Source organism: Stenotrophomonas sp. Pemsol, assembly GCF_003586545.1.
GTDB classification, from domain to species: domain Bacteria; phylum Pseudomonadota; class Gammaproteobacteria; order Xanthomonadales; family Xanthomonadaceae; genus Stenotrophomonas; species Stenotrophomonas sepilia.
Genome location: NZ_CP025780.1, coordinates 3251339 through 3270055, shown reverse-complemented (window position 1 = coordinate 3270055; position 18717 = coordinate 3251339). Strand labels below are relative to the sequence as shown.

General features: G+C 66.2%; 19 protein-coding genes. 12 read left to right on the top strand and 7 right to left on the bottom strand.

From position 1 onward, the window contains the following. The first annotated feature begins 67 nt into the window (after window positions 1-67). From PEM_RS14975 to hslU, 8 genes are all read left to right on the top strand, one after another. Window positions 68-2179, top strand: a complete 2112-nt coding sequence (locus PEM_RS14975) for an oligopeptidase B (protein WP_053497587.1) — start codon at window positions 68-70, stop codon at window positions 2177-2179. A 54-nt stretch (window positions 2180-2233) separates the two neighbouring features. Beyond that, the gene (locus PEM_RS14970) at window positions 2234-2662 is read left to right on the top strand and encodes a YbaN family protein (protein ID WP_005419450.1); all 429 of its coding nucleotides are present in this window, start codon (window positions 2234-2236) and stop codon (window positions 2660-2662) included. Window positions 2663-2744: 82 nt separating this feature from the next. Then, complete coding sequence (locus tag PEM_RS14965) at window positions 2745-3017, top strand: lipoprotein (protein WP_065178023.1); 273 nt, start codon at window positions 2745-2747, stop codon at window positions 3015-3017. After that, the gene (dapF, locus tag PEM_RS14960; protein WP_111128239.1) at window positions 3010-3861 is read left to right on the top strand and encodes a diaminopimelate epimerase; all 852 of its coding nucleotides are present in this window, start codon (window positions 3010-3012) and stop codon (window positions 3859-3861) included. Before PEM_RS14965 ends, dapF begins: the two co-directional genes overlap by 8 nt. After that, window positions 3858-4532: a DUF484 family protein gene (locus PEM_RS14955; protein WP_005419445.1), complete on the top strand. Its 675-nt coding sequence runs from the start codon at window positions 3858-3860 to the stop codon at window positions 4530-4532. The genes dapF and PEM_RS14955 overlap by 4 nt, the downstream gene beginning before the upstream one ends. Window positions 4533-4548: 16 nt before the next feature. Further along, window positions 4549-5445 carry a tyrosine recombinase XerC gene (xerC, locus tag PEM_RS14950; protein ID WP_005419436.1) on the top strand — a complete coding sequence of 299 codons (897 nt, stop codon included), beginning with the start codon at window positions 4549-4551 and terminating at the stop codon, window positions 5443-5445. A gap of 85 nt (window positions 5446-5530) precedes the next feature. Then, complete coding sequence (gene hslV, locus PEM_RS14945; RefSeq protein WP_005411093.1) at window positions 5531-6082, top strand: ATP-dependent protease subunit HslV; 552 nt, start codon at window positions 5531-5533, stop codon at window positions 6080-6082. 102 nt (window positions 6083-6184) lie between these two features. Then, window positions 6185-7558: an ATP-dependent protease ATPase subunit HslU gene (gene hslU / locus PEM_RS14940; RefSeq protein ID WP_111128240.1), complete on the top strand. Its 1374-nt coding sequence runs from the start codon at window positions 6185-6187 to the stop codon at window positions 7556-7558. A 96-nt stretch (window positions 7559-7654) separates the two neighbouring features. On the opposite strand, the gene PEM_RS14935 is transcribed toward hslU, so the two are convergent. Beyond that, window positions 7655-8647 (bottom strand): Gfo/Idh/MocA family oxidoreductase, encoded by a 993-nt coding sequence (locus PEM_RS14935; protein ID WP_111128242.1) that lies wholly within the window; start codon window positions 8645-8647, stop codon window positions 7655-7657. A gap of 45 nt (window positions 8648-8692) precedes the next feature. Continuing rightward, on the bottom strand, window positions 8693-9352 hold the full coding sequence (gene smeT, locus PEM_RS14930; RefSeq protein WP_095378278.1) for an efflux transporter SmeDEF transcriptional repressor SmeT: 660 nt from the start codon (window positions 9350-9352) through the stop codon (window positions 8693-8695). Window positions 9353-9559: 207 nt separating this feature from the next. On the opposite strand from smeT, the gene smeD reads away from it, so the two are divergent. Genes smeD through smeF form a run of 3 tightly spaced genes read left to right on the top strand, consistent with a single transcriptional unit; the run spans window position 9560 to window position 15337 of the window. Beyond that, a complete protein-coding gene (gene smeD / locus PEM_RS14925) occupies window positions 9560-10744 on the top strand; it encodes a multidrug efflux RND transporter periplasmic adaptor subunit SmeD (protein WP_111128243.1) in 1185 nt (394 codons plus the stop codon). A 12-nt stretch (window positions 10745-10756) separates the two neighbouring features. Beyond that, on the top strand, window positions 10757-13879 hold the full coding sequence (gene smeE / locus PEM_RS14920) for a multidrug efflux RND transporter permease subunit SmeE (protein WP_065178027.1): 3123 nt from the start codon (window positions 10757-10759) through the stop codon (window positions 13877-13879). 57 nt (window positions 13880-13936) lie between these two features. Next, a complete protein-coding gene (smeF, locus tag PEM_RS14915) occupies window positions 13937-15337 on the top strand; it encodes a multidrug efflux RND transporter outer membrane subunit SmeF (RefSeq protein ID WP_119706120.1) in 1401 nt (466 codons plus the stop codon). Window positions 15338-15445: 108 nt separating this feature from the next. Here smeF and PEM_RS14910 read toward each other — a convergent pair whose 3' ends face one another. From PEM_RS14910 to PEM_RS14890, 5 genes are all read right to left on the bottom strand, one after another. After that, the gene (locus PEM_RS14910; RefSeq protein ID WP_309250461.1) at window positions 15446-15955 is read right to left on the bottom strand and encodes a transposase; all 510 of its coding nucleotides are present in this window, start codon (window positions 15953-15955) and stop codon (window positions 15446-15448) included. A gap of 50 nt (window positions 15956-16005) precedes the next feature. Beyond that, window positions 16006-16428 (bottom strand): low affinity iron permease family protein, encoded by a 423-nt coding sequence (locus PEM_RS14905; protein WP_099485376.1) that lies wholly within the window; start codon window positions 16426-16428, stop codon window positions 16006-16008. A 70-nt stretch (window positions 16429-16498) separates the two neighbouring features. Continuing rightward, window positions 16499-16834, bottom strand: coding sequence for a hypothetical protein (locus PEM_RS14900; RefSeq protein ID WP_005411085.1), 336 nt, complete (start codon window positions 16832-16834; stop codon window positions 16499-16501). Window positions 16835-16909: 75 nt separating this feature from the next. Further along, complete coding sequence (locus PEM_RS14895; protein ID WP_069139168.1) at window positions 16910-17170, bottom strand: hypothetical protein; 261 nt, start codon at window positions 17168-17170, stop codon at window positions 16910-16912. Between the two features lie 199 nt (window positions 17171-17369). Then, the gene (locus PEM_RS14890; RefSeq protein ID WP_111128245.1) at window positions 17370-17822 is read right to left on the bottom strand and encodes a nucleoside deaminase; all 453 of its coding nucleotides are present in this window, start codon (window positions 17820-17822) and stop codon (window positions 17370-17372) included. 81 nt (window positions 17823-17903) lie between these two features. Between PEM_RS14890 and ubiE the strand changes: the two genes are divergently transcribed. Beyond that, on the top strand, window positions 17904-18665 hold the full coding sequence (ubiE, locus tag PEM_RS14885) for a bifunctional demethylmenaquinone methyltransferase/2-methoxy-6-polyprenyl-1,4-benzoquinol methylase UbiE (protein ID WP_005419407.1): 762 nt from the start codon (window positions 17904-17906) through the stop codon (window positions 18663-18665). The last annotated feature ends 52 nt before the right edge of the window (window positions 18666-18717 follow it).

Genomic DNA, 18717 nt, shown 5'->3' with positions numbered 1-18717 from the left:
GCTTTTCGGGAAAAGGGATCTGACCCCGCCGAAGACCATTGCATTGATGCGCCAGGAACCCTACTTCATGAAGTCCACCCTCTGCCTGTTGCTCGCCAGCCTGATGACCACGACTGCTACCGCCGCCACTCCGCCCGTTCCGCCGGACGCCGCCAGGCATCCGCACGTGGTCAAGGCGCCGTTCGGCGCGACCCGCAACGATGACTATTACTGGCTGCGCGACGACAAGCGCGAGAACAAGGACATGCTGGCCTACCTGCAGGCCGAGAATGCCTACGCCGACCAGCTGCTGGCACCGCTGAAGCCACTGGAAGACACCCTGTACAAGGAGATCGTCGGCCGCATCAAGCAGGACGATTCCAGCGTGCCTGCGCGCGAGCGTGGCTACTGGTACTACAGCCGTTTCGAGACCGGCCAGGACTACCCAATCCACGCACGCCGCAAGGGCAGCATGGAGGCCGCCGAGGAAATCCTGCTGGACGTCAATACGATGGCTGCCGGCAAGGGCTACTTCAGCGTCGGCTCGATGGAGGTCAGCCAGGACAACCAGTTGCTGGCCTGGGCCGATGATGATGTCGGCCGCCGCCAGTACACGATCCGCTTCAAGGATCTGACCACCGGCAAGGTGCTGCCCGATGTGATCACCGGCAGCTCCGGCGACCTGGTCTGGGCCGACGACAACCGCACCGTGCTGTATGTCGAGAACGATCCGGAAACGCTGCTCACCGTGCGCGTGAAGAAGCACGTGCTGGGCACTCCAGCCAGCGCCGACACCGTCGTCTACGAAGAGAAGGACGACAGCTTCTACATGGGCATCGGCCGCACCCGCGACGATCGCTTCATCACCATCGGCGTGCACAGCACCGTGTCCTCGGAAGAGCGCTACGCACCGGCCAGCGATCCGACCACCTTCACCGTGCTGGCCCCGCGCCAGCGTGACGTCGAGTACGACGCCGACCACTACGACGGCCGCTGGGTGATCCGCACCAACGACGGTGCGAAGAACTTCAAGCTGGTCACCGCACCGACCGATGCCACCTCGCGTGCGCAGTGGAAGGACTGGATTGCGCATGACGATGCGGTGTTCATCGAAGGCTTCGAGCTGTTCGACAGCTACACCGCCATCGCCGAACGTTCCGAGGGCCTGGAGCGCATCCGCCTGCTGTACAAGGACGGCCGCAGCGACTACGTGAAGGCCGACGAGCCGGCGTACTCGATGGGCCTGGGCGACAACACCGAAGCCGATACGCCGTGGCTGCGCTACGTCTACACCTCGATGACCACCCCGACCACCGTGTTCGAACTGAACACCGCCACCGGCGAGCGTCGCCAGCTGAAGGTACAGCCGGTGATCGGCTATGACGCGTCGAAGTACGAAACCGACCGCGTCTGGATCACCGCGCGCGATGGCGTGAAGGTGCCGGTGTCGCTGGTCTACCGCAAGGGCTACCAGAAGGACGGCAAGGGCGCGCTGTTCCAGTACGCCTACGGCAGCTACGGGATGTCGATGGACCCGTACTTCAACCAGACCGCGGTGAGCCTGCTCGACCGCGGCGTGGTGTATGCCATTGCCCATATCCGCGGTGGCCAGGAAATGGGCCGCGACTGGTACGAGAACGGCAAGCTGCTGCACAAGCAGAACACCTTCAACGACTTCATCGACGTCACCCGCGGCCTGGTCGCACAGGGCTGGGCGGCGAAGGATCGCGTCGCTGCGTCCGGCGGCAGCGCCGGTGGCCTGCTGATGGGCGCGGTGGCCAACCAGGCCCCGCAGGATTACCGGGTGATGGTGGCGCAGGTCCCGTTCGTCGACGTGGTCACCACCATGCTCGACCCGACCATTCCGCTGACCACCAACGAATACGATGAGTGGGGCAACCCGGAGCAGAAGCCGTATTACGACTACATGCTGTCCTACTCGCCCTACGACAATGTGAAGCAGCAGGCGTACCCGGCGCTGTTCGTGGGTACCGGCCTGTGGGATTCGCAGGTGCAGTACTGGGAGCCGGCCAAGTGGGTGGCCAAGCTGCGTGATCACAACACCGGCCCCTACCCGATCCTGTTCCGCACCAACATGGAAGCCGGCCACGGCGGCAAGTCGGGGCGCTTCCAGCGCTACCGCGAGCTGTCCGAGTCGTACGCGTTCGTGCTGCAGCAGCTGGGCATCGCCCAGCCGTAACGGCGAAGGGGTGCCGGGCGTTGCCGGGCACCCCGAACCGTTATCCTTGCGGCCATGAGCCTGCCCGAGCCCTCCGCATCCCGCGATACCGCCACGCCACCGCGCGTGGTGCGTTTCCGCTGGGCGTGGTGGCTGCTGGCCTATGTCAGCCTGGGCACCGGCATCGTCGGCATCTTCGTGCCGGGCCTTCCGACCACCGTATTCATCCTGATCTCGGCGTGGGCTGCATCACGTGGGTCCGAACGCCTGCACACCTGGCTGCTGCAGCACCCGCGCTTCGGCCCGGCCATCGCCAACTGGCAGGCACACGGGGCGGTCAGCCGCTATGGCAAGTGGATGGCCACGATCACCATGGCGGTGTGCGCCGCCATCATGCTGTGGTGCGTGCCGATCGCCTGGGTGAAGTGGTTCTCGATCGGCAGCATGACCGTGGTCGCAATCTGGCTGTGGACGCGGCCGTTGCCGCCACCGCCCGCAGATTGAGCGCCGGCGGTAGTGCCGGCCGCTGGCCGGCAACCCGATTCCCTGCACCAACCGCTCAGCCGCCAATGGCTATACTCGGGGCATGAAGATCCCCCATCGAAACGCCATCCTGATTCCGCTGGCAGCGGCCTCGCTGCTGCTCCTCGCCGCCTGCGGCAACAAGGGCCCGCTGGTACTGCCGCAGAAGCCGGTGCCGGTGGAGGAAACCGTCGAACCCGCTGCCGAGCCCGCCACCGAGGCGACCCCGGCGGAGGCCCAGGGCGCCGTTGCCCCCACCACGACCGTCGACCCGGCTGCAACGACCACCCAGCCGGCACCCGCGCCAGCGAAGAAGGCGGGCAGCGGGAATGAGTAAGGCCGGTTCCAGGGCCTTGCGCTTCAGCAAGATGCATGGCGCGGGCAATGATTTCGTAGTGATCGACCTGCGTGACGGTATTGCGCCGCCCACGCCTGAACTGGCCGCGCGCCTGGCCGACCGCCACACCGGCGTCGGCTGCGATCAGATCCTGACCATCGAGGCGCCACGTGCGGAAGGCTCGGTGGCCTCGTACCGCATCTGGAACGCCGACGGTTCCAATTCCGAGCAGTGCGGCAATGGCGCGCGCTGCATCGCGGCCTGGCTGGTGCGCGAGGGCAGCGCGCAGGGCGATGCGTTCGTCATCGACAGCCCGCTGGCCAGCCATGAGGTGAAGGCGCTGGGCGAAGGGCAGTTTGCGGTGACGATGGGCGTGCCTGCTTTCGAGCCGGCCAACGTGCCGCTGATGGGCTTCGCCCACCCGCGCGAGGAATACCTGCTGCCGCTGCAGGGCGAGAGCGTACGCTTCGCCGCAGTGTCGATGGGCAACCCGCATGCGGTGATCGAAGTCGGCCTGATCGATGCCGCTCCGGTTGAACGCGTGGGTTCGCTGCTGCAGCAGCACGCGTCGTTCCCGCGCTCGGTGAACGTGGGCTTCGCCCAGGTGATGAGCCCGGCCCACGCCCGCCTGCGCGTGTTCGAGCGCGGTGTCGGCGAGACCCTGGCCTGCGGCAGTGGCGCCTGCGCCGCCGCCGTGACCCTGATGCAGCGCGGCCGCCTGCAGCGCGATGCGCGCATCAGCCTGCCCGGAGGTGACCTGCGCATCCAGTGGCCGGGCGATGGCCAGCCGGTGGTGATGGCGGGCCCGACCGCATTCGTCTTCGAAGGGGAGTGGATGGCATGACCGAAACCGTCGACAAGCTCGGGGCCCATGAAGTCGCTGCCTGGTTGCGGCGACATCCCGGCTTCCTCAAGCAGTTCCCGGACCTGGCCCTGACCCTGGTGGTGCCGCGCGATGACGGCCCGACCGCATCGCTGGCCAGCTACCAGCTGGAAGTGCTGCGCGAGAAGAACCGCGAGCTGGCACGACGGTTGGCCGACCTGGGCGCCACCGCCCAGGTCAATGAACGCCTTGCGGTGCGCACGCACCAGCTGACCCTGGCACTGATGAAGCAGGACAACGCGGCCGATACCCTGCGCGCGATGGCCGCATCGCTGCAGGAAGACTTCGCCGGCGACCTGGTGCGGCTGGTGGTGCATGCGCCGGTGGCCGGGCTGGAACAGGCCGACTGGCTGCAGGTGATTGCTGCCGATGATCCGCAACTGGGCCCGTTCCGCGATTGCCTGAACGACGGCGAGCCGATCTGCGGCCGTCTGCAGCCGGAAAAGAATGCCGTCCTGTACGGCGTGCGCAGCGAGGAAGTGCAGACCACCGCGCTGCTGCCGTTGCCGGGCGTCGGCCTGATCGCAGTCGGCAGCCACGACCCGAACCGCTTCTACCCGGGCATGGGCACGCTGTTCCTGCGCATGATGGGCGACGCCCTGGCCACTGGCCTGAAGCGCTTCCACGACTAAGCAGGACCGGACGACGATGAGCGCGGTACAGGCCTTCCTGCAGCATCTGCAGGTGGAGCGGCGGATGTCGGCGCATACGCTTGACGCCTACCGCCGCGACCTGGACGCGCTAGCGGTCTGGGCCGAACCGCGTGGCGTAGCGGTGGAGGCGCTCGATGCCGATGCGTTGCGCCAGTTCGTCGCCGACGAGCATCGCCGCGGCCTGTCGGCCAAGAGCCTGCAACGCCGCCTGTCGGCCTGCCGCAGCTTCTATGCCTGGCTGCTCAAGCACGCGCACATCGAGGTCAGTCCGGCAGCGACGCTGAAGGCACCGCGCGCGCCACGCCGGTTGCCACAGGTCCTCGACGCCGATGAGGCGGTGCAGCTGGTCGAGCTGGAGCCGGAAGGTGAGCTCGGCCGCCGTGACCGCGCGCTGCTGGAACTGTTCTATTCCTCCGGCCTGCGTCTGAGCGAAGTCTGTGCGCTGACCTGGCGCGACCTGGATTTCGACAGCGGGCTGGTCAACGTGCTGGGCAAGGGCAACCGCCAGCGCCGCGTGCCGTTCGGGCGGCCGGCACGCGAAGCGCTGCAGGCGTGGCGCGCGGAAAGTGGCGGTGGTCCGGCATCGCCGGTGTTCCCCGGTCGCAACGGGCCAATCAGCCAGCGTGCGGTGCAGATCCGCATCCGCCAGCTGGCGCAGCGCCAGGGCCTGTTCAAGCAGGTGCACCCGCACATGCTGCGGCACAGTTTCGCCAGCCACATCCTGGAATCGTCCGGCGACCTGCGTGGTGTGCAGGAGCTGCTGGGCCATGCCGACATCGCCACCACGCAGATCTATACCCACCTCGATTTCCAGCACCTGGCCAAGGTCTATGACGCCGCGCATCCGCGCGCGAAGCGTCGACGCAGCACCGAGGGCAGCGGAGAAAGCTGAACGTTGGCCCTGCGTCAGCCGGTCGCGGGTGGCTTGAAGGGCGCAGCGCAGTCCCCACCTCTGGTTCTGTCACCCCGGAGGCATCATGGACCCCAGTCAGAACCCCAACGTTTTCCACGCCACCACCATCGTCTGCGTCCGTCGCGGCGAGCACGTGGCCATTGCCGGCGACGGCCAGGTCACGCTGGGCCACACCGTGATGAAGGGCAACGCGCGCAAGGTGCGCCGCCTTGGCCGCGACGGCCAGGTGCTGGCCGGCTTCGCCGGTGCCGCTGCCGATGCCTTCACCTTGTTCGAGCTGTTCGAGGCCAAGCTGGAAAAGCACGGCCAGCTGCAGCGCGCCGCGGTCGAGCTGGCCAAGGATTGGCGCACCGAGCGCCGCCTGGGCAAGCTCGAAGCCCTGCTGGCAGTGGCTGACAAGGAAACCTCGCTGATCATCAGCGGCACCGGTGATGTGATCGAGCCGGAGGACGGCATCATCGCCATCGGCTCCGGTGGTTCGTACGCCCTTTCGGCTGCGCGGGCGCTGATGGCGCACACCGAGCTGGATGCACGCACCATCGCCAGTGAAGCGATCGGCATTGCCGGCGACATCTGCATCTACACCAACCGCAACGTGGTGGTCGAGGAGCTGTGAGGGTCGTGCCGGCTGCTGGCCGGCAACCTCATGTCCCCCGCACGCGTGCCTGGTTGCCGGCCAGCGGCCGGCACTACCGACAATGAATCCGTGAGCACAACCATGCCGAAGATCGAAGTTTCCTCCGCCACCATGACCCCGCGCGAGATCGTGCAGGAACTGGACCGGCATATCGTGGGCCAGCACGACGCCAAGCGTGCCGTGGCCATCGCCCTGCGCAACCGCTGGCGCCGCATGCAGCTGGCGCCGGAGCTTCGCAATGAAGTGATGCCCAAGAACATCCTGATGATCGGCCCGACCGGCGTCGGCAAGACCGAGATCGCGCGCCGCCTGGCTACGTTGGCCAACGCGCCGTTCGTGAAGGTCGAAGCCACCCGCTTCACCGAAGTGGGCTACGTCGGCAAGGACGTCGAGCAGATCATCCGTGACCTGGCCGACACCGCGGTCAAGCTCTATCGCGAACAGGCCAAGGTGCGCGTGCGCACCCAGGCCGAAGAACGCGCCGAAGACCGCATCCTCGATGCGCTGCTGCCGCGTCGTAGCGGCGGCATCGGTTTCGATCCGGAAGTCGCCCGCAACGAACCGTCGGCGCAGGACAACGAGACCCGCATCAAGTTCCGCAAGATGCTGCGCAACGGTGAGCTGGACGAGCGCGAGATCGAGCTCGACCTGGCCGCCAACGTCAGCATGGACATCATGACCCCGCCGGGCATGGAGGAAATGGGCCAGCAGCTGAAGTCGATGTTCGCCAACCTCGGCGGCGGCGCGAAGGCGCACAAGCGCACGCTGACCATCAAGGCTGCGCGCCCGCTGCTGATCGAGGAAGAAGCTGGCAAGCTGGTCAACGAGGATGACATCCGTACCGCCGCAATCGAGGCCTGCGAGCAGCATGGCATCGTCTTCATCGACGAGATCGACAAGGTTGCCAAGCGCGGCGACAACGTGGGCGGTGGCGATGTCTCCCGCGAAGGCGTGCAGCGCGACCTGCTGCCGCTGGTGGAAGGCTCGAACGTGTCCACCAAGTACGGCACGATCAAGACCGACCATATCCTGTTCATCGCGTCGGGCGCGTTCCACCTGGCCAAGCCCAGCGACCTGATTCCGGAGCTGCAGGGCCGTTTCCCGATCCGCGTGGAACTGGGTGCGCTGAGCAAGGGTGATTTCGTGCGTATCCTGACCGAGCCGAAGGCTGCGCTGACCAAGCAGTACGAAGCGTTGCTGGCCACCGAGGGCGTCAAGGTCAGTTTCACCGCCGATGCCATCGACCGCCTGGCCGAAATCGCCTTCCAGGTGAACGAGCGCCAGGAAAACATCGGCGCGCGCCGCCTGCATACGGTGCTGGAGCGCCTGCTGGATTCGCTCAGCTACGAGGCACCGGACCGCGATGGCGAAACCCTGGCCATCGACAGCGCCTACGTCGATGCACACCTGGGTGAGCTGGTGCAGGACCCGGACCTGAGCCGCTACATCCTGTAACGCCCGATCCGGCCGGATCCCTCGTCACGGCGAGGGCCCTGACGCCATCCACTGCAACAGAAAAGGCCGCCGCAGGGCGGCCTTTTGCGTTGGCGCTCAGCACGATTGCCGGGCGCGGTAGTCCTGCAGTACCTGGTCGATCACCGCGCTGGTGCGGGCAGCACTTACGCCGGTCGAGGGCGAACGGCCGCTGCCGCGCAACTCGTCCACCAGATGCGCGATCAACGGTTGCTGGATCGACGACGGGTTGGGGATGTCGAACGTCTGCACACCGGCTCCGGTCTCCAGCACCACCGGAACATCCTCGAAGGTCGCAAAGCGCAGCTGGCCGCAGTCGCCGGTGATCTCGACCTCATCCTGGCGGCGGAACGCGCAGAAGCTCCATTGCGCGATGCCGTGCGCGCCCGCTCCAGTGCGGAAGCACATCGAAACGCTGTCCTCGGCGGCATAAGCGCCGGTCAACGAACTGGCCAGGCCGCGCACATCGCTCAGCGGACCCAATAGATGATCGAGCAGGTCCAGGGTGTGCGAGCCCAGATCGACGAACAGCCCGCCGCCGGAGATTGCGGGATTGGTCCGCCAGAAGTCCGGCGATGCGGCGTTCACCGAATGCGGCCGATGCAGGGTGGCGCGAACGCTGCGCGGTGTACCGATCGCGCCGCTGTCCAGCAGCTGCTTCACCTGCGCGAATCGGGGCAGGGCGCGGCGGTAGTAGGCGACGAACACGGGCACGCCACGGCGTGCACCGGCTTCCAGGATGCGCTCGCATTCGGCGAGGTCCAGGGCCATGGGTTTCTCGATATAGACCGGCTTGCCCGCCGCAATCGCCTGCAATGCGTACTGCATGTGCGTGGAGGGCGGTGTTGCAACGTACACCGCGTTCACGTCCGGATCGCCGATCAGCGCGTCGGCATCCGTGTACCAGCGTGGCACCGCGTGGCGCCGCGCATAGTCTTCGGCCAATGCGGCATTGCGGCGCATGACCGCCGCCACCCGTGAGCCGGGTGTGCTGGCCAGGGCGGGGCCGCTCTTCTTCTCGGTGACGCTGCCGCAGCCGATGAAGCCCCACACCACGTTGTCCAGGATCATGGGTCTGTCCTCACAGTGGGGCTGCGGTGGCGGCAGTGAACCCGCTCATGCCTCGGGCAGCGGCTCGGGCACGGTGCCGGGAACGAACACGCCGTCCTTCACGTAGGCGGCCAGGGTCATGTCCAGTGCGAGCATGCCATCGCGCTTGAGGTCCATCAGTTCCGGTTCGACCATCGCACCGTGCAGTACGCCCAGCACGGTGGCGTGCAGCATGCGTGCGGCGATCTTCGGGTCTGCACCCTCGCGCAGCTGGCCCAGGTCCTTTGCCCGGCGCAGGGCACGTTCCATCCGGTCCAGTCCATCGCGGAACCCGGCCTGCTGCAGTTCGGTCAGCACCTTGGTGTCGGCCGAGGCATCGCTGCGCAGCATGATCTCCATGGTCTTGCGCAGTCGCTCGTCCTCGGACAGTTCGATGAACGAGTGGATCATCACCGCGCGCAGGTCGTGCACCGGCGTGTCGCGCTGGTCGGTCGAGGTGCGCTCCAGCTCCTGCATGAAAGGCAGATGCACGCGTTCGACGATCGCGGCCAGCACCTCGCTCTTGTTCTTGAAGTGCCAGTAGACCGCACCGCGGGTATAGCCGGCGCGGGCACCGATCATCTCCAGCGTGGTACGGGCCACGCCGTGTTCATGGAAGCAGGCTTCGGCGGCGTCAAGGATGCCTTCCCGGGTTGCCTGGGTGTCCTCTTTGGTCTTGCGGGCCATGGATGGGTACGAGTGCGGGTGAAACGTGGCTGAATTGTACCGGTTTACAAACAAACAATCATGTATGTATATTTCGCTCCCATCATTCCCGTCGTGTGCGTGGCAGGCCGGTCCGGTTACCACTCCCCGCTGGTGAGCGTTGCCTGCTGGCGCTTTCGGCCTGTATCAGCGCGATTTGAGATTCCTTCCCCTAAGAGCCTTTCCGTCATGTTGCTGAGCCGAATCCGACCCTTTGCACTGTCGCTGGCGATCGCCGCGACCGTGGCTGCCTGCGGCGGCCAACCCCAGGCCCCCGAGCAGGGCCCGGGTGATGTCACTGTGGTCACGCTGAAGTCCGAGACCGTGGGCCTGACCCGCGAACTGCCGGGCCGTACCAACGCCTACCTGGTCGCCGAAGTGCGCCCGCAGGTCAATGGCATCGTTGCCAAGCGCCTGTTCACCGAAGGTGGCATGGTCAAGGCCGGCGAGCCGCTGTACCAGATCGAAGACGCCAGCTACCGCGCCCAGGCCAACAGTGCCCGCGCCCAGCTGGCCCGCGCCGAGGCCACCGCCAACGCCGCCCGGCTGAGCGCCAAGCGCATCACCGAGCTGGCCAAGGTCGATGCGGTCAGCCAGCAGGACCTGGAAAATGCCGTGGCCGCGCAGAAGCAGGCCGAGGCGGATGTCGGCGCCGCGAAGGCATCGTTGGATGCGGCCAACGTCACCCTGGGATACGCCCGCATCACCGCGCCGATCAGCGGCCGCATCGGCAAGTCCAGCGTCACCCAGGGTGCGCTGGTCAGCGCCGGCCAGGCCAATGCACTGGCTACCGTGCAGCAGCTGGACCCGATCTATGTCGACCTGACCCAGTCTTCGGCCGAGCTGCTGCAGCTGCGCCGCGAACTGGCCGCCGGCCGCCTGCAGGACAACCAGACCCTGCCGGTCAGCATCCTGATGGAAGACGGCAGCACCTTCGAGCACAAGGGTACGCTGGAGTTCTCCGAAGTCAGCGTCGATCCGACCACCGGCAGCTTCGGCCTGCGCGTGAAGGTGGACAACCCGGACGGCCTGCTGATGCCGGGCATGTACGTGCGTGCGGTGATCGGCGGCGGCGTGCGCAGTGATGCAGTGCTGGTGCCGATGCAGGGCATCGCCCGCGATCCGAAGGGCGACACCACGGCGATGGTGGTCGGCAAGGACAACAAGGTCGAAGTGCGCCCGGTCAAGGTCAGTCGCACGGTCGGCGACAAGTGGCTGGTCGAGGACGGCCTGAAGGCCGGTGACAAGGTCATCATCGAAGGCCTGCAGAAGATCGGCCCCGGCATGCCAGTCAAGGCCACCGAAAAGGGCGACGCACCGGCCAAGCCGGCGGCCGATGCCCAGCCTGCCGCCCCGGCCGGCGACGCGAAGTAAGCGGAGAACCCCATGGCACGCTTTTTCATCGATCGACCCATCTTCGCGTGGGTGATCGCCATCATCATCATGCTCGCCGGCGGCCTGGCCCTGTTCAAGCTGCCGGTCTCGATGTACCCCAACGTCGCACCGCCGGCGGTGGAAATCAGCGCCACTTACCCGGGTGCATCGGCCAAGGTGGTCGAAGACTCGGTGACGCAGATCATCGAGCAGAACATGAAGGGCCTTGATGGCCTGATCTACTTCTCCTCCAACAGCTCGTCCAACGGCCAGGCCACCATCACCCTGACCTTCGAGAGCGGCACCAACCCGGACATCGCCCAGGTGCAGGTGCAGAACAAGCTGCAGCTGGCCATGCCGCTGCTGCCGCAGGAAGTGCAGCGGCAGGGCATCAACGTGGCCAAGTCCAGCTCGGGCTTCCTGAACGTCATCGCGTTCGTGTCCGAGAACGGCAGCATGGACGCCAACGACATCGCCGACTACGTCGGTTCCAATGTCGTCGACCGCCTCAGCCGCGTGCCGGGCGTGGGCAACATCCAGGTATTCGGTGGCAAGTACGCCATGCGCATCTGGCTGGACCCGAACAAGCTGCATACCTATGGCCTGTCCGTCGCGGAAGTGACTGCGGCGATCAAGGCGCAGAATGCCCAGGTGGCGATCGGCCAGCTCGGCGGTGCGCCGTCGGTGAAGGGCCAGCAGCTCAACGCCACCATCAACGCGCAGTCGCGCCTGCAGACCCCGGAACAGTTCCGCAACATCATCGTGCGCGGCGCGCAGGACGGTGCCGAGCTGCGCCTGGGGGATGTCGCCCGCGTCGAACTGGGTGCCGAGTCCTACGACTTCGTCACCCGCTACAACGGCCAGCCGGCCAGCGGCCTGGCGGTCACCCTGGCCACCGGCGCCAATGCGCTGGATACCGCTGCCGGCGTGGATGCTGCGCTGGACGACATGAAGAGCTTCTTCCCGGCCGGGCTGAAGGCCGAGATCCCGTACGACACCACGCCGTTCGTGCGCGTGTCGATCAAGGGCGTGGTGCAGACCCTGCTCGAAGCGATCGTGCTGGTGTTCGTGGTGATGTACCTGTTCCTGCAGAACTTCCGTGCCACCCTGATCCCGACCATCGCCGTGCCGGTGGTGCTGCTGGGTACCTTCGGCGTGCTGGCGATGCTGGGCTTCTCGGTGAACATGCTGACCATGTTCGCGATGGTGCTGGCGATCGGCCTGCTGGTGGACGATGCCATCGTGGTGGTGGAGAACGTCGAGCGCATCATGTCCGAGGAAGGACTGTCGCCGCTTGAAGCGACCCGCAAGTCGATGGGCCAGATCACCGGTGCGCTGGTGGGTATCGGCCTGGTGCTGTCGGCGGTGTTCGTGCCGATGGCCTTCATGAGCGGATCCACCGGCGTGATCTACCGGCAGTTCTCGGCCACGATTGTCTCTGCAATGGCGTTGTCGGTACTGGTGGCGATCGTGCTGACCCCGGCACTGTGCGCGACCATGCTCAAGCCGTTGAAGAAGGGCGAGCATCATGTTGCCCACCGCGGCCTGGCCGGTCGCTTCTTCAACGGTTTCAACCGCGGCTTCGACCGCACCAGCGAAAGTTACCAGCGTGGTGTGCGCGGCATCATCCATCGTCCGTGGCGCTTCATGGGCATCGTGGCGGCACTGTTCGTGCTGATGGGCGTGCTGTTCGTGCGCCTGCCCAGCTCGTTCCTGCCCAACGAAGACCAAGGCGTGCTGATGGCGCTGGTGCAGGCCCCGGTCGGCGCCACCCAGGAGCGCACGCTGGAATCGATCGCGGCATTGGAGAATCACTTCCTGCAGAACGAGAAGGATGCGGTGGATTCGGTGTTCTCCGTGCAGGGCTTCAGCTTCGCCGGCATGGGCCAGAACGCCGGCATGGCGTTCGTCAAGCTGAAGGACTGGAGCGAGCGTGACGCCAACAATGGCGTGATGCCGATCACCGGTCGTGCGATGGCAGCCCTGGGCCAGATCAAGGATGCTTTCATCTTCGCCTTCCCGCCGCCGGCCATTCCGGAACTGGGTACCGCCTCGGGCTACACCTTCTTCCTCAAGGACAACAGTGGCCAGGGCCACGAGGCACTGGTGGCCGCGCGCAACCAGCTGCTCGGCCTGGCAGCCGGCAGCAAGAAGCTGGCCAACGTGCGCCCGAACGGCCAGGAAGACACGCCGCAGTTCCGCATCGACATCGACGCGGCCAAGGCGACCTCGCTGGGGCTGTCGATCGACCAGATCAACGGCACGCTGGCCGCTGCCTGGGGCAGCTCGTACATCGACGATTTCGTCGATCGTGGCCGCGTCAAGCGCGTGTTCGTGCAGGCCGACCAGCCGTTCCGCATGGTCCCGGAGGACTTCGACCTCTGGTCCGTGAAGAACGACAAGGGCGAGATGGTGCCGTTCAGCGCGTTCGCCACCAAGCACTGGGATTACGGTTCGCCGCGCCTGGAGCGCTACAACGGTGTGTCGGCGATGGAAATCCAGGGCGAACCGGCCCCGGGTGTTGCCTCTGGCGATGCCATGGCCGAGATCGAGCAACTGGCCAAGCAGCTGCCTGCGGGCTTCGGCATCGAGTGGACGGCGATGTCCTACCAGGAACGTCAGGCGGGCTCGCAGACGCCGTTGCTGTACACGCTGTCGCTGATGATCGTGTTCCTGTGCCTGGCCGCGATGTACGAAAGCTGGAGCGTGCCGACGGCGGTGCTGCTGGCGGCCCCGCTGGGTATCCTCGGCGCAGTGCTGGCCAATACCTTCAAGGGCCTGGAGCGCGACATCTATTTCCAGGTGGCGATGCTGACCACGGTAGGCCTGACCAGCAAGAACGCGATCCTGATCGTCGAGTTCGCCAAGGAAAACCTGGAGAAGGGCGCGGGCCTGATCGAGGCGATCATGCATGCGGTGCGCGACCGCCTGCGCCCGATCGTGATGACCTCGCTGGCCTTCGGCATGGGCGTGGTACCGCTGGCGATCTCCACCGGTGCCGGCTCCGGCGCCAAGCAGGCGATCGGCACCGGCGTGCTCGGCGGCATGATCGTCGGCACCGTGCTCGGCGTGTTCTTCGTACCGCTGTTCTTCGTAGTGGTGCAGCGCGTGTTCAAGCGCAAATCCACGACGTGATCGAAACGGTAGTGCCGGCCGCCGGCCGGCACTGCCTCCTGCCATCCGGCAGTACCGATGGAAGTCATTCCCATGAAAAGTGCATCCCTGTTCCTTTCCATTGCCGCCGCGCTCGCGCTGGCCGGCTGCTCCACTCTGGTGCCGAAGAACACCGCCGTCGCTCCGGCAATTCCGGCGCAGTGGCCGGCCGAGGCTGTACAGGGCCAGGTGGCCGATGTCGCCGCCGTCGGCTGGCGCGACTTCTTCACCGATGCGCGCCTGCAGCAGGTGATCGAGCAGTCGCTGCAGAACAACCGCGACCTGCGCGTGGCCGTGCTCAACGTTGAACGCGCGCGCGGCCAGTACCGCGTACAGCGCGCCGACCGCGTGCCCGGCGTGGCCGTCACCGGCCAGATGCAGCGCCAAGGCACCGACGCTGGCGTCACCGAGCAGTTCACCGCCGGTGTCGGCGTGGCCGAGTTCGAGCTGGACCTGTTCGGCCGCGTGCGCAACCTGAGCGAAGCGGCACTGCAGCAGTACTTTGCCGTAGCTGCCAATCGTCGCAACGCGCAGCTGAGCCTGGTGGCCGAGACAGCGACGGCGTGGCTGACCTACGGTGCCGATGCCCAGCGGCTGAAGATTGCCGAGGCCACGCTGAGGACCTACGAGGATTCGCTGCGCCTGGCCGAGGCCCGCCACGAGCGCGGTGGCAGCTCGGCACTGGAACTGACCCAGACCCGCACGCTGGTGGAAACCGCGCGTACCGACGCCGCGCGCCTGCGCGGCCAGCTGGCCCAGGACCGCAACGCGCTGGCCCTGCTGGCCGGTGGCCAGCTGGACCCGGCACTGCTGCCGGACAGCATCGAACCGCAGTTGCTGGCACTGGCGCCTCCGCCGGCCGGCCTGCCCAGCGATGTGCTGCTGCAGCGCCCGGACATCATGGCCGCCGAACACCAGCTGCTGGCCGCCAATGCCAACATCGGCGCGGCACGTGCTGCGTTCTTCCCGAGCATCTCGCTGACCGGCAGCATTGGCAGTGGCTCCAGCGAATTGTCCAGCCTGTTCGACAGCGGCACTCGCGTATGGAGTTTCCTGCCGAAGATCACCCTGCCGATCTTCCAGGGCGGCAAGCTGCGCGCCAACCTGGCCGTCGCCAACGCTGATCGTGATGTCGCACTGGCGCAGTACGAGAAGTCGATCCAGGTGGGCTTCCGCGAAACCGCCGATGCGCTGGCGTTGAATGTCAGCCTGGATGAACAGGTGAGTTCACAGCAGCGCCTGGTGGAAGCGGCCGAACAGGCCAACCGCCTGTCGCAGGCACGCTACGATGCCGGCCTGGACAGCTTCGTGACCCTGCTGGACGCACGACGTACTGCCTACAACGCGCAGCAGACCCAGTTGCAGGCGCAGTTGGCCCAGCAGGCCAACCGCATCACCCTGTACAAGGTGCTGGGTGGTGGCTGGCACGAGCGCGGCTGAGCAGCAATTCGATATCGGTAGCGCCGGGCCACGCCCGGCGGCTTTTCGTTCCTGCATGCCTGACGTCTGGGCGGACCGCACTTCGTGCTCGCCGGGCATGGTCGGGCGCTACCGCATGGGCCAACGACACCATGCAAACGGATATTCATCGAGATGCAGGGTCAACCCTGCTCGGATGGGGTTGCCCAGGATGTACAACGCATGGCGCCTCAAGGCTTCCTCGCTGCGTACCGCGTGATCGAAATAGCTCGGCTGCCACAAAGGCGTCTGTATGCCGAACTGCTGCCCCAGCAACCGGCTGCTGCGGGATTTCACCGTTCCCATCATGCGCGCCAATGATCCGTCGCGCAGCTGCATCAGCCAATGCAGATGGTCAGGCATGACGACCCAAGCAAAGGACCGACTGAGGCCCATGCGTTCAACATACCTCAATGCATCCACAAGACACGTTGCACAACGTGGATCTTCAAAGACCGGGCGCCGGTGGCGTACGACCGTGGTGAGGACGTAGTAGCCCCCGATACGGGAGTGGCGGCCATGTTCCAGGTGACGGCTGGACATGGCGCCAGTCTGCACTGATGGGATGTCCGCCGTTATCAGCCGACGGCGATGGCCCATGTGGGATTCTTCCGGGTATCGCGCTCGCCGGGCATGGCCCGGCGCTACCGTCAGATCGCTTCATCGTCGCGCCGCGCCGCATGGCAGGCGCGAACGCGCGCCAACGCATCGCCTGCTTCGCGGGCCATCTGCTCGTACTCGGCACGGATCTCTTCCAGGCGCGCTTCGTCCAGTTCTTCCAGATCCAGCAGTTCGTTGTTGGCTTCGGCCGTCGCCCGGATCAGCTCGTCCAGCTTGATCTGCATCGCGGCGGTGTCCGCGTTCTGCGTGTGCTGGATCAGGAACACCATCAGGAAGGTGATGATGGTGGTGCCGGTGTTGATCACCAGCTGCCAGGTGTCGTTGAAACCGAACACCGGACCACTGATGCCCCAGATCACCACGATCCCTACCGCGGCCAGGAAGGTCCACGGTGAGCCGGTGGCTGTCGCGGCCTTCTTGGCGATCGTATTGAACAGGTTGCGCGCTTTCATCGTCGTCGTGTTCCCACTCAGGTGACGAGGATGATCGGCAGTGACCCGTGCAGGCGCCGTGCAGCGCCGGTCAGGCGCGCATGCGCTGCAGTCGTGGCGCCTGCAGGCTGCGCACCGGGCTGCTCTGGTAGACGTGCTGCCAGCAACGGTCGACGAACTCACGGGCCTGGGCTTCGCTCAGCCGCGGCATGATCTGCAGGGCGTACTGGGTCTGGAACATCTCATCACGTTCGGCCTCGCTGGCGCGCGGCTGGGTGATCAGCGAATCACAGGCGAACTTGATCCACGGCACGTACGAGCCGAACGAGTTGTGCGGCAGTGCGCCTTCGGCATGCTGGCGGCGCCAGTGGTCAAGCTCGGCGTCTACGTTGATGACCGGAGGAATGGTGGGGACTTCAGCGTGCATGACAATCCAGTTCGGTTGAGTGGAAAGGGAGTGGGGGTTCATCGGAGTGTGGCGTATATGGCGGTGCATGCCGCGTCAGCGGAATGTGGAGCCTGCGTTGGCATGGCCGATCAACTGCGCGTGTTCGACCGCACCGAGGTCTTCGGCCAGAGTGGCCATCGCATTGCACAGGCGTTCGTGGTCGAGCGGGTGGCGGCGGACCAGCTCCAGTTGCATGTGCTGATAGGCAGTCCAGAACAGCGCGCCGCGCCGGTGCAGTGCATATTGCTGCTGCAAGCGTTCGCGGATCGGATCGAGGATCGGGTCTGTCGTAAGGCGTACGGCGTGCGCGCACATGGCTGGCTCCGCCGGGGAAAGGGTGCCCCGGTGACCCCACCGTAGGCGTGTCAGCCGCGTGGGGTGTTACCGCAGCGTGTGCGCGTGACCTGGCTGACTGTGCACGGGGTCACGCCGTTGCCCGCAAAGGCCGCTGGCACAAGGGCGCACCGGCGCTGAAGCGTTCATTAAATGTGTTGCAGAGACGAGTGCGTGTGGCTCATTCGCCGATGTCCTCGTTCCAGATGTCGGGATGACGGCTGATGAAATCGCCCAGCAGGTCCACGCATTCCTGATTGTCGAGGTCGATCACGTTGACGCCGTTTTCGCGCAGCCAGTCGATGCCGCCCTGGAACGTGCGCGATTCGCCCACCACCACGGTGCCGATGTTGAACTGGCGCACCAGGCCCGAGCAGTACCAGCACGGCGCCAGGGTGGTGACCATGATGGTGTCCTGGTAGCGGCGCTGGCGGCCGGCCTTGCGGAAGGCGTCGGTTTCGCCGTGCACCGATGGGTCGCCTTCCTGCACGCGGCGGTTGTGGCCGCAGCCGAGCAGGCGGCCGTCGTTGTGGTACAGCGCCGCGCCGATCGGCACGCCGCCCTCGGCCAGGCCCTGGCGGGCTTCGGTGATGGCGGTCTGCAGCAGGGCCTGGTAGTCGGGCGTAGTGATCATGCGGGGGCTCCGGTCAGTCGTGGCCCGCCATGATACGGGCAGGGGGTGCCGCTGGCCCCCGGCGGTGCGATAATCGGGGCCATGAGCGAATCCCCCTACAAAGCCGGTACCACCCATTTCGGGTTCCGCGACGTCGCCGCCAAGGACAAGCAGAAGCTGGTCGGCCAGGTGTTCACCTCGGTCGCGCGCAACTACGACCTGATGAACGACCTGATGAGCCTGGGCGTGCACCGGGCGTGGAAGCGCTACTACGTGGCGACCGCGCAGGTGAAGCCGGGCGACCGCGTGCTCGATCTGGCCGGCGGCACCGGCGACATCGCCGCCCTGCTGAAGGAACGCGTCGGCGCCGAGGGCTCGGTGGTGCTGGGCGACATCAACGCCGGCATGCTGTCGGTCGGCCGCGACCGCCTGACCAACCGCGGCCTGGTGCTTGGCCTGGACTACGTGCAGTGCAACGCCGAAGCCCTGCCGTTCCCGGACAACAGCTTCGACCTGGTCACCATTGCCTTCGGCCTGCGCAACGTGACCGACAAGGACGCCGGCCTGCGCGAGATGTACCGCGTGCTGAAGGTGGGCGGCCAGGCCCGCGTGCTGGAGTTCTCCGAAGTCACTGCCGACTGGTTCAAGCCGATCTACGACTTCCACTCGTTCAAGATCCTGCCCAGGCTGGGCAAGTTGTTCGCCAACGATTCGGACAGCTACCAGTACCTGGCCGAGAGCATCCGCAAGCATCCGCCGCAGGACGAACTGAAGGCGATGATGGGGCAGGCCGGCTTCGAGCGCTGCCACTACAAGAACCTGACCGGCGGCATCGTCTCGATCCACTCCGGCTACAAGCTGTAAGCCCGGTGTTCCGGTAGTGCCGGCCGCTGGCCGGCACCTGCGCGGGCAACCA

Bases quoted from the DNA above. Each gene is read 5' to 3' on its own strand.
- PEM_RS14975 (WP_053497587.1), top strand. From the start codon at position 68: ATGAAGTCCACCCTCTGCCTGTTGCTCGCCAGCCTGATGACCACGACT.
- PEM_RS14970 (WP_005419450.1), top strand. From the start codon at position 2,234: ATGAGCCTGCCCGAGCCCTCCGCATCCCGCGATACCGCCACGCCACCG.
- PEM_RS14965 (WP_065178023.1), top strand. From the start codon at position 2,745: ATGAAGATCCCCCATCGAAACGCCATCCTGATTCCGCTGGCAGCGGCC.
- dapF (WP_111128239.1), top strand. From the start codon at position 3,010: ATGAGTAAGGCCGGTTCCAGGGCCTTGCGCTTCAGCAAGATGCATGGC.
- PEM_RS14955 (WP_005419445.1), top strand. From the start codon at position 3,858: ATGACCGAAACCGTCGACAAGCTCGGGGCCCATGAAGTCGCTGCCTGG.
- xerC (WP_005419436.1), top strand. From the start codon at position 4,549: ATGAGCGCGGTACAGGCCTTCCTGCAGCATCTGCAGGTGGAGCGGCGG.
- hslV (WP_005411093.1), top strand. From the start codon at position 5,531: ATGGACCCCAGTCAGAACCCCAACGTTTTCCACGCCACCACCATCGTC.
- hslU (WP_111128240.1), top strand. From the start codon at position 6,185: ATGCCGAAGATCGAAGTTTCCTCCGCCACCATGACCCCGCGCGAGATC.
- PEM_RS14935 (WP_111128242.1), bottom strand. From the start codon at position 8,647: ATGATCCTGGACAACGTGGTGTGGGGCTTCATCGGCTGCGGCAGCGTC.
- smeT (WP_095378278.1), bottom strand. From the start codon at position 9,352: ATGGCCCGCAAGACCAAAGAGGACACCCAGGCAACCCGGGAAGGCATC.
- smeD (WP_111128243.1), top strand. From the start codon at position 9,560: ATGTTGCTGAGCCGAATCCGACCCTTTGCACTGTCGCTGGCGATCGCC.
- smeE (WP_065178027.1), top strand. From the start codon at position 10,757: ATGGCACGCTTTTTCATCGATCGACCCATCTTCGCGTGGGTGATCGCC.
- smeF (WP_119706120.1), top strand. From the start codon at position 13,937: ATGGAAGTCATTCCCATGAAAAGTGCATCCCTGTTCCTTTCCATTGCC.
- PEM_RS14910 (WP_309250461.1), bottom strand. From the start codon at position 15,955: ATGGGCCATCGCCGTCGGCTGATAACGGCGGACATCCCATCAGTGCAG.
- PEM_RS14905 (WP_099485376.1), bottom strand. From the start codon at position 16,428: ATGAAAGCGCGCAACCTGTTCAATACGATCGCCAAGAAGGCCGCGACA.
- PEM_RS14900 (WP_005411085.1), bottom strand. From the start codon at position 16,834: ATGCACGCTGAAGTCCCCACCATTCCTCCGGTCATCAACGTAGACGCC.
- PEM_RS14895 (WP_069139168.1), bottom strand. From the start codon at position 17,170: ATGTGCGCGCACGCCGTACGCCTTACGACAGACCCGATCCTCGATCCG.
- PEM_RS14890 (WP_111128245.1), bottom strand. From the start codon at position 17,822: ATGATCACTACGCCCGACTACCAGGCCCTGCTGCAGACCGCCATCACC.
- ubiE (WP_005419407.1), top strand. From the start codon at position 17,904: ATGAGCGAATCCCCCTACAAAGCCGGTACCACCCATTTCGGGTTCCGC.